The organism is Paenibacillus sp. FSL R7-0128 (genome assembly GCF_038002245.1).
GTDB lineage: Bacteria > Bacillota > Bacilli > Paenibacillales > Paenibacillaceae > Paenibacillus_AQ > Paenibacillus_AQ silagei.
On the sequence record NZ_JBBOCD010000001.1, the window covers coordinates 2,979,613 to 2,993,496 of the forward strand.

The 13,884-nt window shown below is 54.1% G+C and carries 13 protein-coding genes; 10 read left to right on the forward strand and 3 right to left on the reverse strand.

What is annotated here, in order from left to right; genetic code table 11:
* Nucleotides 1–13: 13 nt before the first annotated feature.
* A complete protein-coding gene (locus NST26_RS11990; protein WP_340979214.1) occupies nt 14–850 on the reverse strand; it encodes a YheC/YheD family protein in 837 nt (278 codons plus the stop codon).
* 171 nt (nt 851–1,021) lie between these two features.
* Between NST26_RS11990 and sbnA the strand changes: the two genes are divergently transcribed.
* The 6 genes from sbnA to NST26_RS12020 all read left to right on the forward strand — a co-directional run bounded on the left by sbnA (nt 1,022) and on the right by NST26_RS12020 (nt 9,287).
* The gene (gene sbnA / locus NST26_RS11995; RefSeq protein ID WP_340979215.1) at nt 1,022–3,244 is read left to right on the forward strand and encodes a 2,3-diaminopropionate biosynthesis protein SbnA; all 2,223 of its coding nucleotides are present in this window, start codon (nt 1,022–1,024) and stop codon (nt 3,242–3,244) included.
* A 248-nt stretch (nt 3,245–3,492) separates the two neighbouring features.
* A complete protein-coding gene (locus NST26_RS12000) occupies nt 3,493–4,719 on the forward strand; it encodes an MFS transporter (protein ID WP_340979216.1) in 1,227 nt (408 codons plus the stop codon).
* A 1-nt stretch (nt 4,720) separates the two neighbouring features.
* Nucleotides 4,721–6,034 carry an alkaline phosphatase family protein gene (locus NST26_RS12005; RefSeq protein ID WP_340979217.1) on the forward strand — a complete coding sequence of 438 codons (1,314 nt, stop codon included), beginning with the start codon at nt 4,721–4,723 and terminating at the stop codon, nt 6,032–6,034.
* 757 nt (nt 6,035–6,791) lie between these two features.
* A complete protein-coding gene (locus NST26_RS12010; RefSeq protein WP_209875828.1) occupies nt 6,792–7,535 on the forward strand; it encodes a metal ABC transporter ATP-binding protein in 744 nt (247 codons plus the stop codon).
* Entirely contained in the window at nt 7,528–8,370 is an 843-nt protein-coding gene (locus NST26_RS12015; protein WP_209875708.1) for a metal ABC transporter permease, read from the forward strand. Before NST26_RS12010 ends, NST26_RS12015 begins: the two co-directional genes overlap by 8 nt.
* A complete protein-coding gene (locus NST26_RS12020; protein WP_339313753.1) occupies nt 8,367–9,287 on the forward strand; it encodes a metal ABC transporter substrate-binding protein in 921 nt (306 codons plus the stop codon). The genes NST26_RS12015 and NST26_RS12020 overlap by 4 nt, the downstream gene beginning before the upstream one ends.
* Nucleotides 9,288–9,382: 95 nt before the next feature.
* Here NST26_RS12020 and NST26_RS12025 read toward each other — a convergent pair whose 3' ends face one another.
* Nucleotides 9,383–10,066, reverse strand: coding sequence for an O-methyltransferase (locus NST26_RS12025; protein ID WP_036729898.1), 684 nt, complete (start codon nt 10,064–10,066; stop codon nt 9,383–9,385).
* A gap of 146 nt (nt 10,067–10,212) precedes the next feature.
* On the opposite strand from NST26_RS12025, the gene NST26_RS12030 reads away from it, so the two are divergent.
* The 4 genes from NST26_RS12030 (at nt 10,213) to NST26_RS12045 (ending at nt 12,714) form a co-directional block, all read left to right on the forward strand.
* Nucleotides 10,213–11,097, forward strand: a complete 885-nt coding sequence (locus NST26_RS12030) for a LysR family transcriptional regulator (RefSeq protein WP_340979218.1) — start codon at nt 10,213–10,215, stop codon at nt 11,095–11,097.
* Between the two features lie 99 nt (nt 11,098–11,196).
* The gene (locus NST26_RS12035; RefSeq protein ID WP_340953788.1) at nt 11,197–11,685 is read left to right on the forward strand and encodes a DUF2975 domain-containing protein; all 489 of its coding nucleotides are present in this window, start codon (nt 11,197–11,199) and stop codon (nt 11,683–11,685) included.
* A gap of 10 nt (nt 11,686–11,695) precedes the next feature.
* Nucleotides 11,696–11,911, forward strand: coding sequence for a helix-turn-helix domain-containing protein (locus NST26_RS12040; RefSeq protein WP_340979219.1), 216 nt, complete (start codon nt 11,696–11,698; stop codon nt 11,909–11,911).
* A 29-nt stretch (nt 11,912–11,940) separates the two neighbouring features.
* Nucleotides 11,941–12,714: a DUF817 domain-containing protein gene (locus NST26_RS12045; RefSeq protein WP_340979220.1), complete on the forward strand. Its 774-nt coding sequence runs from the start codon at nt 11,941–11,943 to the stop codon at nt 12,712–12,714.
* Here the strand turns inward: NST26_RS12045 and NST26_RS12050 are convergent.
* Nucleotides 12,677–13,813 (reverse strand): saccharopine dehydrogenase family protein, encoded by a 1,137-nt coding sequence (locus NST26_RS12050; RefSeq protein ID WP_340979221.1) that lies wholly within the window; start codon nt 13,811–13,813, stop codon nt 12,677–12,679. The genes NST26_RS12045 and NST26_RS12050 overlap by 38 nt on opposite strands.
* Nucleotides 13,814–13,884: the final 71 nt, after the last annotated feature.

Genomic DNA, 13,884 nt, shown 5'->3' on the forward strand with positions numbered 1-13,884 from the left:
GGGCATGCTGTACCTACACGCCTCTCTTGGCCTTCCGGCACTTCAGATTGTACGTACGCCCGTAGGCTTTGCCGTATCTCACGATCCGGTCCAGCATCCGGGTATCCTTCAGCTTGGTGAACGGGCAGGGATCAGGGGCGGTGTTCACTTCCAGAATCCAGGGAGTCAGCCGCCGGTCCAAGGCCACATCCAGGCCGATTTCCTTAAGTCCGGGATAGGCAGAGCTTAACTGGATGGCGCACTTCACGCCAAGTCCGTACATTTGGGCAAGCAGAGTCTTGCGCTTCTCGGAACGGGTGTAAGCCTTCAGCAGCGTCTCCAACGGATAGATGGTTCCGCCCTGGCTGCCATTCGTAACCACCTTCTGCGGATGCGCTACGCGTCCCGCCGCTCCTGTAGCCTCCCACTTCCCCTGAAGATTACGCTGCACCATCACACGGATATCAAAAGGCCGTCCGCCGTAAGTCAGCAGCCGGATGCCCTTTTGTACCAGATAGGACCGGCCCCGGGTCTCCGCCAGGAGGGACTGATAGGCCTCGTTATAATTACCGAATGTGCTTATCCTTGTCCCTGCCTGATAGCGGTAGGACCGCGCGTTCCCCGAATCAGCCTCGCTTCCGCCAGCGCCGCTATTGCTCCGCAGTATCCGCTGTTCAACCCTTATGACCCCTTCGCCTAACGAACCGCAGCAGGGCTTAATATAGACCATCTGATGATTTTGCAGCATGGCCTGGAGTACTCTCCGGCTTAGTTTTCGGGTCTCCGGGATATGCCGCTTTAATTCAGACTTCTTCGCCAGTATCGTTGTCTTCGTTAATTTATTGGATATTCGGCTGATTTGCTCCTTCATGCTAATCCCCCGTTCTATGGACTCTAATAGGCTATAGTACGGTACAGAGCCGGATTTGGCTTGGGCGGATGCCCCGGGGCTGAACACACAGGCAGATGATTACATAGATTATTGAAGGTATTCATCCGGGAGGCTGCGTTCAGGCAACCGGTGCGGGAGGCGTCGAAAGGAATGGCGGAGCAGTGGCGGGATAAAATAAACGAAGTAGTCAGGTACTTCCCCTGGTACAAGGATCTTATCGGCAATGAGCACGTGAATTACAGTCTGGAGCATCTTCCCCTTATGACTTCGGATCTGCTGGATACTCATTATTACAATAACGAACCCGATGCTTCTCTTGCCGTCTACCGGACCTCGGGCACCAGTACAGGACGGCGCAAATCAATCGTCTATTCGGAAGAGGATGAACAGCATTATATCGATATCAAAACCAGGCTGTTCGAAAAATTGCTTCAGGGAAGCGGATGTGCAAGGGCGCTGGCGGATATGGGGACCGGACATGCTGCGAATACGGCGCTGGCTATTTTTGCACGGCTGGGACTGGTTAACAGCTCCATTCCCTTCGAGTTGCCGGTAGAACAGCATATTGAGCGTATTCAGGCTTTCCAGCCCGACCTGCTGTACACCATGCCCTCTATCCTGGATCATATCGTATATGCTGCGGAGGACCCCCGGGCATTTGGAATCCGCAAAATCATTCTGGTTGGCGAGATCGCTACCCGGGAGTGGCAGCAGAATATGGCCCGCCTGTTCGGCCTGAGGCCGCAGGATATTACCGATACGTACGGTTCGATTGAAATCGGCACGATTGCTTATTATTCGCATGAGCTGGGCCGGTATCTGCTGGCTGAAGGCATCGTTGCCGAAGCTGTGGGAACGGAAATCGTAGGGGAAGGACTCGACCCGCTGGGTAACGGCGAAGGCATTCTCGTGCTTACCTCAACCGTGCGTAAGCTGCTGCCTGCCCTCCGGTTTGTCACCTATGATGTGGTGAGGGATTTCAGGACCGTGCAGGTAGACGGCGTGGAGCGGCAGAGCTTCCAGTCCATCGTCAAACGGGTGGGCCGTGAGCTGAAGCATGGGGAGAAAATCAGCATCTACGATATTGAACAGGTGGTCTACCGTCATCTTCAGCAGGCCAGGGTCCGGGTCGGGGTCAGCCATAATGCATTATCTGTGTATATCCAGAGCAGGTCAGCAGCTCCCTCCTGCATTCCGCTCATCAGGGAAGAGATCAGGGCATGCATCCCGGAGATTGGTCTGATGATCGCAAATCACCTGCTTGACGATATTAAGGTCATTCTGACGGCAGAGGACGGGGAGCTTATCGGCGGGCAGGTGAAGAACAAGAAGCTGTATTACCGGAAAGATCAAACGGAGCAGCAGATAGTGGAGCAGCGGGCAGAGCCTCAGCTTACCAGCGGGATTTTATCGGCCATCGGACATACACCACTCCTGAAGCTGGATAATCTGTTTGCTGCCAGCGGGTTCAGCGTTTACGCCAAGCTGGAGCTGATGAACCCGGGAGGAAGCGCAAAGGACCGCCCAGCCTTGCGGATGATCCGGGAAGCCTGGAAGGAAGGCCTTATCGGACCGGGGACCGTCATTATTGAATCCAGCTCCGGGAATATGGCGATCAGCCTGGCCATGATATGCAAGCAGCTCGGGATGACCTTCATCAGTGTGGTGGATGCCAGAACCACCGGGATGAATCTTCAGCTGCTGAAGACTCTGGGTGCGGACATTGATTTCATTGACCGCCCTGATCCTGAAACCGGGGAATTCCTGCCGGCCCGGCTGAAGCGTGTGCAGCAGCTGCTCGCGGAGAACCCGGGCAGCTATTGGCCGAATCAGTATGCCAATCCCAATAACTATCTATCCCATTATGATACGACCATGCCTGAGATCGTGACGGAGCTGGGGCAGGTCGATTACCTGTTCTGTAGTGTCAGTACCTGCGGAACGATAAACGGGCTGGCAGAATACGTGAAGGACAAGGGACTGCGGACCCGGATTGTGGCGGTGGATGCAGAGGGTAGCGTTATTTTTGGCGGCCATCCGAAGAAACGGCTCTTCCCTGGACTGGGTGCTGGTATTGTGCCCCCGTTATGCAGACTGGACCTGATCGACCGGATTGTGCATGTGACCGACGCCGATATGGTGAAGGGCTGCCGGGCGCTGGCCCGCAGGGAATCCATTCTGGCCGGAGCCTCCTCCGGGGCAGTGCTTGCCGCTATTCGGCAACTTAAGGAGGAGATCCCTCCCGGCGCGGTCTGCACCGCCATCCTGCATGATAAGGGAGAACGGTATCTCGATACGGTCTACTCAGACACCTGGGTTCAGAGCCAATTCGGAGCGGAGCTGCTGTCAGCCATGGATGAGTATCTGGTGTGACCACCTTACCTGAGCTTGGCCTTATCGGCTGGGGGCCGACGGGTCAAGCTCATGGTCAGCTGACCCTTAGCGCTCCTTGGCGACCGATACGAACGGATTCAGATATAGTCATCACCTGGGAAGAAGGCCTATGGTATGATGGACGTAATCGTAATAGCAGAACCGCCCGTGATTTTACACCCCATTAACATCCTTAATATGTTGGCGTGATATAACTGAAACAATCGGTTATAAGAGGAGAAGATGAGATGAAGCTAAGCAAAGAGGAGAGATCGTGGATTCTGTACGACTGCGGGAATTCCGCTTATTCGATGGCCGTGACTACGGCGCTGCTGCCGATTATCTTCGGGATGTTCGATAATGTGGGCAGCAGCATGGACCTGGGGTACTTCAACTCCATCGCCAGTATTCTGGTCGCGGTCCTCAGCCCGATTCTCGGTACGATTGCGGATTATAAGGACCGGAAGAAGCGGTTTTTTATTTTTTTCGCTGCGCTCGGTATCCTTGCCACCGCCTCCCTGGCCTTCGTGTCCCCGGACAGCGGTCAATGGCAGCTGCTCATCGCCTTTTACATTCTGTCAGCGGTCGGCTTCGCCGGGTCCAACATCTTCTACGATTCCTTCCTGGTGGATGTTACGGAGGAAGAATGGATGGACAAGGTGTCTACCCGAGGGTTCGCCTACGGCTACATCTTCAGTTGTATTCCGTTCGGCATCAGCCTGCTGCTGATCTTCCTGCTGGGAATGGACAAGGCCATCGGCTACCAGATCGGGTTCATCATTACCGCGCTCTGGTGGGGACTGCTGACGGTGCCAATGATCCGCGATGTGAAGCAGAGATATTATATCGAGCCTGAGCCGAAGCCTGTTGCCCGGAGCTTCCAGCGTATCGCTGCCACCTTCAGGAATATCCGCCAGCACCGAATCGTCTTTGTGTTCCTGCTCGCTTACTTCTTCTATATTGACGGAGTGGATACGATTATCAAAATGGTTGTGCCCTACGCCACCTCCGTCCTCGGCACAGATGCCCTGGATACCTTCACGCTGCTGGGAATTCTGCTCATCATCCAGATTATTGCCTTTCCCTGCGCGATTCTCTATGGCAATCTGGCCAAAACCTACTCCGCCCGGAATCTGATTATTGCCGGGATCTTCACCTACGTTATTTCTTGTATCGCAGCGTTCTTCATTAGCTCGGTATGGCATATTTTCCTGCTGGGTGCGCTGATCGGCTCGGCACAGGGCGGTATTCAGGCGCTTAGCCGGTCCTATTTCGCCAAAATCATCCCGAAGGAGAATTCCAACGAATTCTTCGGGTTCTATAATATCTTCGGCAAGTTCGCGGCGATTCTCGGCCCTGCCTTAATGTCTCTGACCACCACCTTGGCGGGGGATGCCCGCTATAGTATTTTGTCGATTATCCCGCTCTTTCTGATCGGCTTCTTCATCTTCATCACATTGCCAAAGGGGACATAGTATGGAATCTACTGGACTGCAACCGCCACCACCCTCAGCAGCCAAACATCTGATCGTCATTTCCTATGACGCCTTCTCTGAAGATCACTGGGAGATGGCCAGCCGCCTGCCCAATCTGTCCAAGCTGATCACCAGCGGTGCCTGCAGCAACCGTCTCAGAAGTGTCTATCCCACGCTCACTTACGTGGTACATACGACCATCGCTACCGGCGTCTACCCGGATAAACACGGCATCTATCACAATAATCCGCTGCAGCCGTTCGTGCCGGAGGAGGAGCAGCGCTGGTTCTGGTTCTGGGAGGCGGTCCAGGTGCCAACGATCTATGATGCCGCGCGTAAGGCGGGGCTGAGTACGGCGGGACTGCTCTGGCCGGTAAGCGGCAAGTCCTCGATTCAGTATAATATCCCGGAGATCCGTGCGCTAAAAGGAGAGAATCAGGCGCTCAAGATACTGCGAAGCGGCAGTCCCCTCTACTGCGCCCGGCTGGAGCTGAAATACGGACGGATCAGGCAGGGCATCGCCCAGCCGCAGCTCGATAACTTCACCACGAAATGCGCCGCCGATACGATTAAGCGGCATAAGCCGAACCTGCTCATGATGCATCTAATCGACCTGGATGACACCAAGCATATGTACGGCACGGATAGCGGGGAAGTAGACGATGTCATCCTGCGGATGGACAACCGGCTGGGTGAGATCATGCAGGCTGTGGAGGATGCCGGAATCCGGGAGGAGACGGTGATTATGGTACTGGGCGACCATGGTCAGTTCAACGTGCGCTACAAGGTGCATTTGAACAATCTTTTGCAGGCTAAGGGGCTGATCTATGAGAAGGACGGCGTGATACAGTGGCGGGCCTACTTCCAGAGCGGCGGCGGTTCAGCTTATCTGCATGTGCAGCCCGGAGATGAGGAAGCGCAGCGGCTGGCCTTGGCGGCGGTGGATGAATATAGGCGTGACGGTGCACCAGGAATTGAGAGTGTATATACGGAAGAGACGCTGAAGCAGCTCCACGCCAGCCCGGTGGCAAAAGTCATGCTTGAAGCACAGCGGGGCTACAGCTTCGATGAGGCGCTGGCGGACAAGCTGATCACCGATCTGAAGGCTGAAGGTATACGCTATGCTACGCATGGCTACTCGCCGGATGCAAGCGGGTACCGCTGCAATCTCGTCATCGCAGGGGCTGGGATCAAGCAGAGCTATCCCATCGGTGACCTGGAGATGGTCGACATCGCCCCGACGATGGGACGGATTCTGGGGATGGAGTTCGGGCCGGGGGACGGGCGGGTGCTGGAGGAGATTTTTGAGGCATAGTTAGGGGAATAGTAATGGTAGTATGGATGATGAATAGAGCAACTTCCATCGGTCTGATCAGGATGTCCGCGCACGCGGCAGCCGGGTTGGGCTTTTTTAATGTTGATAGGGTGGGTGAACAGGAGGATAGCTTGCTTATGCGGAGGTGTGGAGCGGGTGCACGCAAGCTGAATGTATGCGGAAAACCGAACACAATGTGCGCGCCGAGGTAGAGTGGCGTTTACCGCAGGAAATAGATGAATTTCCTCCACTTGCTAATGAACGAATGAGCGCTTCCCGGACAACAGTTGTATAAACAACACTTAATTTCAGCCTATTTAGCCGCAGAAGCCCAAACAAACTAATTTAGTTGTACTATTTCCACATGTTTCCTTAAAGTTGCCTGATGTGGGCTAATTAAGATACGTTTTCCACCTGTTTGCCGCTAAGAGGGAGGCGCTGCCCCTGAACATTAACCAACGCCACGACTGTAATTTAAATTTAAATTACCGTTGACAATTTGCCTATGATCAAATATATTATCCATAAGAATAAAAGTTTCCTTAAGGAAACATATATGTAGATGAGAAACAATAGACACATTAATAGGCCATATAGTTTGAACTGAATAATTCAAGTTGCGGGAAAAGTGGCGGAGGGGAATTTTGGAACTGGAGGAGAGGTAGCGGCCGGAAGTCCAAAACTTCTCTGGAGTCACGGCCAATCCCAAAACCTAAAAAGACTAGATAGACCAAACAAGAGACGGGGTGCTGACATGATTCAGATTAAAGGTTTAAATGTTGATTATTTCGGCCATTCGGCGCTGGAAGGAGTGACGCTCGATATCCCCTTCGGGCATTCGGTAGGCATTATCGGGCCCAATGGCGCCGGGAAGTCCACATTCATTAAGGCGCTGCTGGACGTGATCAAGAAGAGAAGCGGAACGGTGAAGGCAGAGGGGAAGGACATTGCCCTGTACAGACGGAATATCGCCTACGTACCGCAGAAGAACGATATTGACCTGACTTTTCCCATTACAGTGAAGGATACGGTGTTGACCGGAACTTATCCGAACCTGAAGCTGTTCCGGCGTCCGGGCAAGAAGGAGCGGGAGATTGCGGAGCGCAGCATGGCGATGGTGGAGATCGGTGACCTTGCGGATAAGCAGATCAGCAATTTGTCCGGCGGGCAGCTGCAGCGGGTGTTTATCGCCCGGGCGCTGGCCCAGGAGGCTAGTGTGTTTTTCCTGGATGAGCCGTTTGTTGGCATTGATATGGTCAGCGAGCGCATCATTGTGAACCTGTTCAAGCAGCTCCGCGAGGAAGGAAAGACTATCCTGGTGGTGCATCATGATCTGCATGAGGTCGAAGAATATTTTGACAAAATCATTCTGCTCAACAAGCAGCTAATCGCCTTCGGAGATGTGCAGGATACCTTCACCACGGAGAATATCCGCAGAGCCTACGGTACCTCCTTGGGCAATGTAATGATCCAGGGGGCGGGAGGTGCCGCTCATGCTTGAGTCCTTATCCAGCCTGCTGAATATTCCGGTATACGCTCTGAACGCCGGGTTATCTGCGATTATCCTCGGGATTGTCTCGGGGGCGCTGGGCAGCTTCATCGTTCTGCGCAAAATGTCGCTGATGGGCGATGCCTTATCTCACGCGGTGCTTCCGGGCGTCGCCCTGTCTTATATTCTGGGCATCAACATCCTGCTGGGAGCTTCGTTGTTCGGCCTATTAGCCGCTATTCTCATTCAATTCATCACCAGCCGCAGCAATATCAAGAGCGATACCTCCATCGGCATCATTCTGAGTTCGTTCTTTGCACTCGGCATTGTCTTGATTACGTTTGCCCGCAGCGGGCTGGATCTCACCCATATTCTGTTCGGCAACATTCTGGCCGTTCCGCAATCCGAGCTGCTGCAATCCTTCATCATCATGCTGGCGGTGCTTGCCATCATTACACTGCTGTACAAGGAGCTGCTGATCAGCTCGTTCGATCCGGTGGTAGCGAAGGCATACGGACTGAAGACCGGCTTCTATCATTATCTGCTGATGATGCTGCTCTCCGTAGTGACCGTCTCCTCCTTGTCCCAGGTCGGGATTGTGCTGGTCATCGCCATGCTGGTCATTCCGGCAGCCACCTCGTATCTGTGGTCTAATTCCTTGCTGCATATGATCGTTTTGGCCTCTGCAGTAGGGGCAGCCTCGGGGATCATCGGTGTATACGTGAGCTTCCGCTACAATCTGCCGACAAGTGCAACCATCGTGCTGGTAGGCGTCACACTGTTCAGCATTTCATTCATCATATCGCCCAAGAATAATTTTCTGCGGAAAGGATTGAAGCAAGCATGAGACTGTTCAAAATACTATCGGCATCCGTACTCATTCTACTACTAGCAGCATGCTCCAACACCAGTAAGGGGGGAGCGGATGACGGTAAGCTGGAGATCGTGGCCACGTATTCGATTATTGCAGACATGACCCGGAATATCACCGGAGATAAAGCGGAGGTCTACAGCATGGTGCCTATAGGCACAGATCCGCATATGTATGACCCGCTGCCCGCAGATACAGGTAAGGTCTCCAGTGCGGACCTTATTTTCTATAACGGCTTGAATCTGGAGACCGGCAAGGGCTGGTTCCAGGATCTGCTCAAGGTGACGAAAAAGGAAGCGGCCGCGTTTGCCGTCTCCGAAGAGGTCACGCCGATGTACCTAACCGAGAAGGGGAAGGAGTCCCAGGTTGACCCTCATGCCTGGCTGGATATACAAAATGCGGTCAAGTATGTGGACGTCATTACCGCGCGTGTGATCGAACGGGACCCGGACAACAAGCAGTATTATCTGGATAACCAGACCGCGTATGTGAAGGAGCTGACGGAGCTGGATCAGTATGCCAAGGAAGCTGTGAGCAAGGTCCCGCAGGAGAAGCGCGTGCTGGTGACCAGTGAAGGGGCCTTCAAATACTTTTCCCAGGCCTATGGCTTCGAGTCCGCCTTCATCTGGGAGATCAACACTGACAGCCAGGGAACACCGGAGCAAATGAACCGGATCATCGGCATTATTAAGGAGAAGCAGATTCCGGCGTTATTCCTGGAGACGAGCGTCAACCCCAAGACGATGGAGACCATTTCCCGCGAGACCGGTGTGCCGGTGCACTCCAAGATTTTCACGGATTCTCTGGCTAAGGAAGGCGAAGACGGGGACACCTATCTGAAGATGATTAAGTGGAATATCGATCAGGTGATTGAGGGCTTATCGAAGGAATAGGCAGATGCCTGTGTGCGAAAAAGAGCCCGCAACAACAAATAACCCGCAAGGCCGGATAAGCACTGCTATCCTTGCCTGCGGGTTATTCGTTATCCTTAGGGGTTATTTTGTGTGGTGACAATCCCGAGCACGAAGCCGTCATAGCCCTTGCTGCCGACCGTCTGTATTGCAGTAGCATCTATACGCGGCTCTGCGGCGAGCAGCTCCATGAACTGCCGGATGCCTTGAACCCGGTCATCTGCACTGCCCGGGTCAATAACCTCGCCGTCACGTACCACGTTATCGGCTACGATGACTGCGCCCGGCCGGGCCAGCTTCAGCGCCCACTTCAGGTAATGCGGATTATTAGGCTTGTCGGCATCAATGAAGATGAAGTCAAACGGCTCATAGCCCCGGGCTTCCAGCAGCGCCAGCGAATCCAGCGCCGGGCCTTCAATTACCTCTGTCTTGTCTGCTAGCCCCGCCATTCTCAGGTTATCCTCAGCTACTACAACATGCTTGTGCTCGAATTCCAGCGAGACCAGCCTGCCCGTCTCCGGCAACGCCCGCGCCAGCCAGATGGTGCTATAACCGCCCAGGGTGCCAATTTCCAGAATGTTGGACGCTCCCTTCATTTTAGCGAGCAGATGCAGCAGCTTCCCCTGATTAGGAGCGACATCAATCGCCGGTAAGCCAGCCCCTGTATTCGCATCCAGCACAGCGTCCAGGACCGGATCTGCCGCCAATAATCGGTCATTGAAATAAGCGTCTACGTTGCTCCATTTGTTCTGTTCTTCCATGTGAATCCCTCCGTTAGTTGTGTTTTTGTATTGATGTATTAGAACTGCTTTAAATATAAAGGATTATCATTCATAATACTAATATATGTTAATGGTATAATCATAAGTTTAGGTTATGAATCCAACCCATGAATAGGAGCGCATTTATGAACATTCATGCACTGAGGCTTTTTTATTATGTAGCCGAGACGGGAAGCGTTACGAAGGCGGCTGCCCTGCTGAGGATCAGCCAGCCGGCGGTGACCAGCCAGATCAAGAGGCTGGAGAAGGATTTGGGGTTGCCGCTGTGTAGTCCCAGCGGCCGGGGAATCTCGCTGACTCCCTTCGGGACAGAGCTGGCGAAGCAGGCAGGCAATCTCTTCACCTATGAAGAACGGATTGAGGAGTTCGTAGAGGATTACCGCCAGGGACGGAAGGGGAAGCTGCGCATTGCCGCCACCTATCTTCCGGCGAATTTCCTGGTCCCGGGCTGGGCCGCCCGGTTCAAGGCGGGGCAGCCCGAGATGGAGATTGAGATTACCACGACCAATTCCACGCAGGCCTTTGAACAATTGCAGCGTCATGAAGCAGATGTGGCCTTTTACGGGGGCGGAGCCAAGGAGAAGCCGGAGGATGTAGACTGGCTGGAGCTGTTTGAGGATGAGCTGTGGTTCGTAGTGGCCCCTTCCCATCCTTTTGCCAATGGTACGGTATCGCTGCCGGAGATGATGCAGGAGCCGTTCGTGATGCGTGAGGAAGGCAGCTCCACCCGGGAGCGTCTGGTCTCGCTCTGTACAACCTACGGCCTGAAGCCGCCGCGTGTGACCCTGCAATTCAGCGGGTTGGGCGAAGTCATTCGTTCGGTCATGGCAGGGTATGGCGCCAACTTCATCTCCTCGCTGGCTGTGCGGGACTATGTGGAGTGGAAGCAGTTATGCCGGGTACAGGTGGAGGGCATTCAGCTTAGCAACCATATTGCTGTCTGTACACGCAAGAACGAGACCCTGTCAGCCGGGCTGCAGCGGTTTATTGACATCTGCCGGCAACAATAAAACAATAATTAAATATTATTATTCGATCTAAATATATTGATAAACGATAAATACTGTGTTAAATTGAACTCACAATTAATGAGTGAGGTGCTTGTCTTGATGAAACGTAAACCCGCTTCAACCACTTTTTTGAAGGCTGTGATTCTTCTGCTGGGCATGGGTGCACTGGCCCTGTGTATCTTTGCGGTTCCGTCCATCGCCGGCTTTGCAGCCGAGCTGTATCCGGAGCATGCGTACCTCAAGGCTCTGGTCATGATTGATTTATACGGGGCGGCGGTACCTTTCTACATTGCGCTCTATCAGACCTTCAGGCTGCTGGGGTATATTGACCAGAACATGGCCTTCTCGGAGGCTTCGGTACAGGTGCTGAAGAATATCAAGCACTGCGCAGTGGCCATCAGCGGGATATTCGTTATAGGTATGCCGCTGTTCTATCTGATGGCGGAGAAGGATGATGCCCCGGGGATCATCGTCATCGGGATGATCCTTATTTTTGCCTCGCTGGTCATTGCCGTGTTCGCGGCAGTTCTCCAGAAGCTTTTGAAAGACGCTATTGAATTGAAATCTGAGAACGATCTGACAGTCTGAGGTGGCTACCATGGCGATTATCGTTAATATTGATGTGATGCTGGCTAAGCGGAAAATGAGCGTAACCGAGCTTACGCAGCGAGTGGGAATTACGATGGCGAACCTGTCCATTCTGAAGAACGGCAAGGCCAAGGCGATCCGCTTCTCAACGCTTGAGGCGATATGTAAGGCGCTGGACTGCCAGCCGGGAGATATTCTGGAATACACAGCGGATGCTATAGAATAATGGGCACCCGGAGCGGGGAGGGAACGGTATTGAGAGCCATGACACGGCTGCTGCACTTCGGGTATCATCAGGCGATGAGCTGTATTTTTCCTGTAGCGATCTTTGGAACGTTAATCCTGACCCGCACAATCGAGCTGCCGTTCATCCACCGCTATGATCTGATTCTGCTAATTCTGCTTACTGTGCAGTACCTGATGTACCGGAGCGGGCTGGAGACGCTGGATGAGCTTAAGGTCATCTGTGTGTTTCATGTAATTGGACTGGTGCTGGAGATGTATAAAATAAAAATGGGCTCCTGGGCCTACCCGGAACCCGGTTATGCGAAGCTGCTCGGTGTGCCGCTGTACAGCGGATTCATGTATGCCAGTGTGGCAAGCTACATGTGCCAGATCTGGCGCAGGCTGAAGATGGAGTTGACCGGCTGGCCGGGTCTTGCCGCTGCGGGACTGCTGGGCGGAGCGATCTACCTGAACTTCTTCACCCACCACTATATTCCGGATTTCCGCTGGTGGCTGACATCCCTGGTAGTAGTGGTATTCTGGAGAACCTGGATCATCTACCGGGTGCAGGGCAAGACGTACCGGATGCCGCTTGTGCTGGCTTTTGCCATTGTAGGCTTCTTCATCTGGCTGGCCGAGAATATTGCGACCCTCCTGGGAGCGTGGCAATACCCGGACCAGCACGAGAGCTGGCAGCTGGTAGGCTTCGGCAAGATCAGCTCATGGTTCCTGCTGGTGATTATCAGCGTGATTATTGTCGCCCAGCTTAAGCATGTGAAGGCCGGGCGGAGCGCGTCCAGATAGTCAGTCCATCCAGCGGGTAACGGAAGGAGGGCCCGGTTCCGCCGGAGGCGGACGGGATTAGCGAGCATTGTTCCCCGTTGGCATCAAGGGAGAATAGCTGCTCAATGTGATAGACACCGGGAGACGGTGCTGACTCATAGAGTCTCAAGGCGACTCCAGCAGCCGTTGCTGCTGTGATGGATGCTTCATGTACGCCTGTGATTCCGTATTCTCTGGAGGCGGGTATACCGTCCTTCATGCCACAGGCATCGACTTTGACCGCGTAGCGCTCGGACCCGAAGCGGAAGCGGGTGAACGCCTGGACCGCGAGGTTGCGGAGCATCCGGTTACGCAGCAGACGGGAGAGTCCGGTGCGGCGCAGCAGCGCTGCGGCTGAGGTCATGCTCCGTGAATCGAAGCAGAGCCGGGTCGAGACGGAAGGTACGGCAAGGGTCTGAGGCAGAGTCATCTGATCCGAAAAAGGAAACCGGTAGGCTCTATGCGTCCGCAGAGCAAACCCGAAATCCGCAGTCTTAGCCTCCGTGAAGCTTGAGGCGGTGCGCGGTCTGCCGTGTTCGGTAATCTCGAAGTCGGCTCCAAGGTTGTCCACCGTCCACTCCATAGCCGCCTGTCCATGGCTGTCACCCAGTCCCAGCATGATCGAGATGTCGATCTGCTCTGTATGGTCCAGCTCCTGGACAGCCCGTGCCGCAAGCAGGTTCGTTAACCCCGGTGCGAGGCCGACACTCAGCACTGCTGCCGCCTCGAGCTTATGCTTCACAGGGTCGAGCCTTTGCAGCATAGTCAGGAAGTCTCCGCTTGCCGAGACATCTACATAATGGGTGCCGCTCTGGAGGCAGGCTTCTGCTAGCCGGGTGTCCTGCTGATCCAGACACATGACGACCAGCTTGACCTTCCCCAGCAGCTCTGGGGGAAGCGGCTTCTCTGCCGACAGGCGCAGCGGCTTCACATATCCGCCGGTACTGCGGGAGAATTCCTCGGCCCTGTTCAGGTTTCTTCCTGCCGCGTAGACCTTGCCGGGGTGCTGTGCCCCGAGTAGCCGGCATATCTGTGACCCGACATGCCCGTAGCCGCCGATTACTACAATATCTGTTTTCATAAGTATTCCCGTCCTTCGTGGTGGATTGCAGAATCTGCGGTATAATTAACGTTACGTATCATTATCCTGCT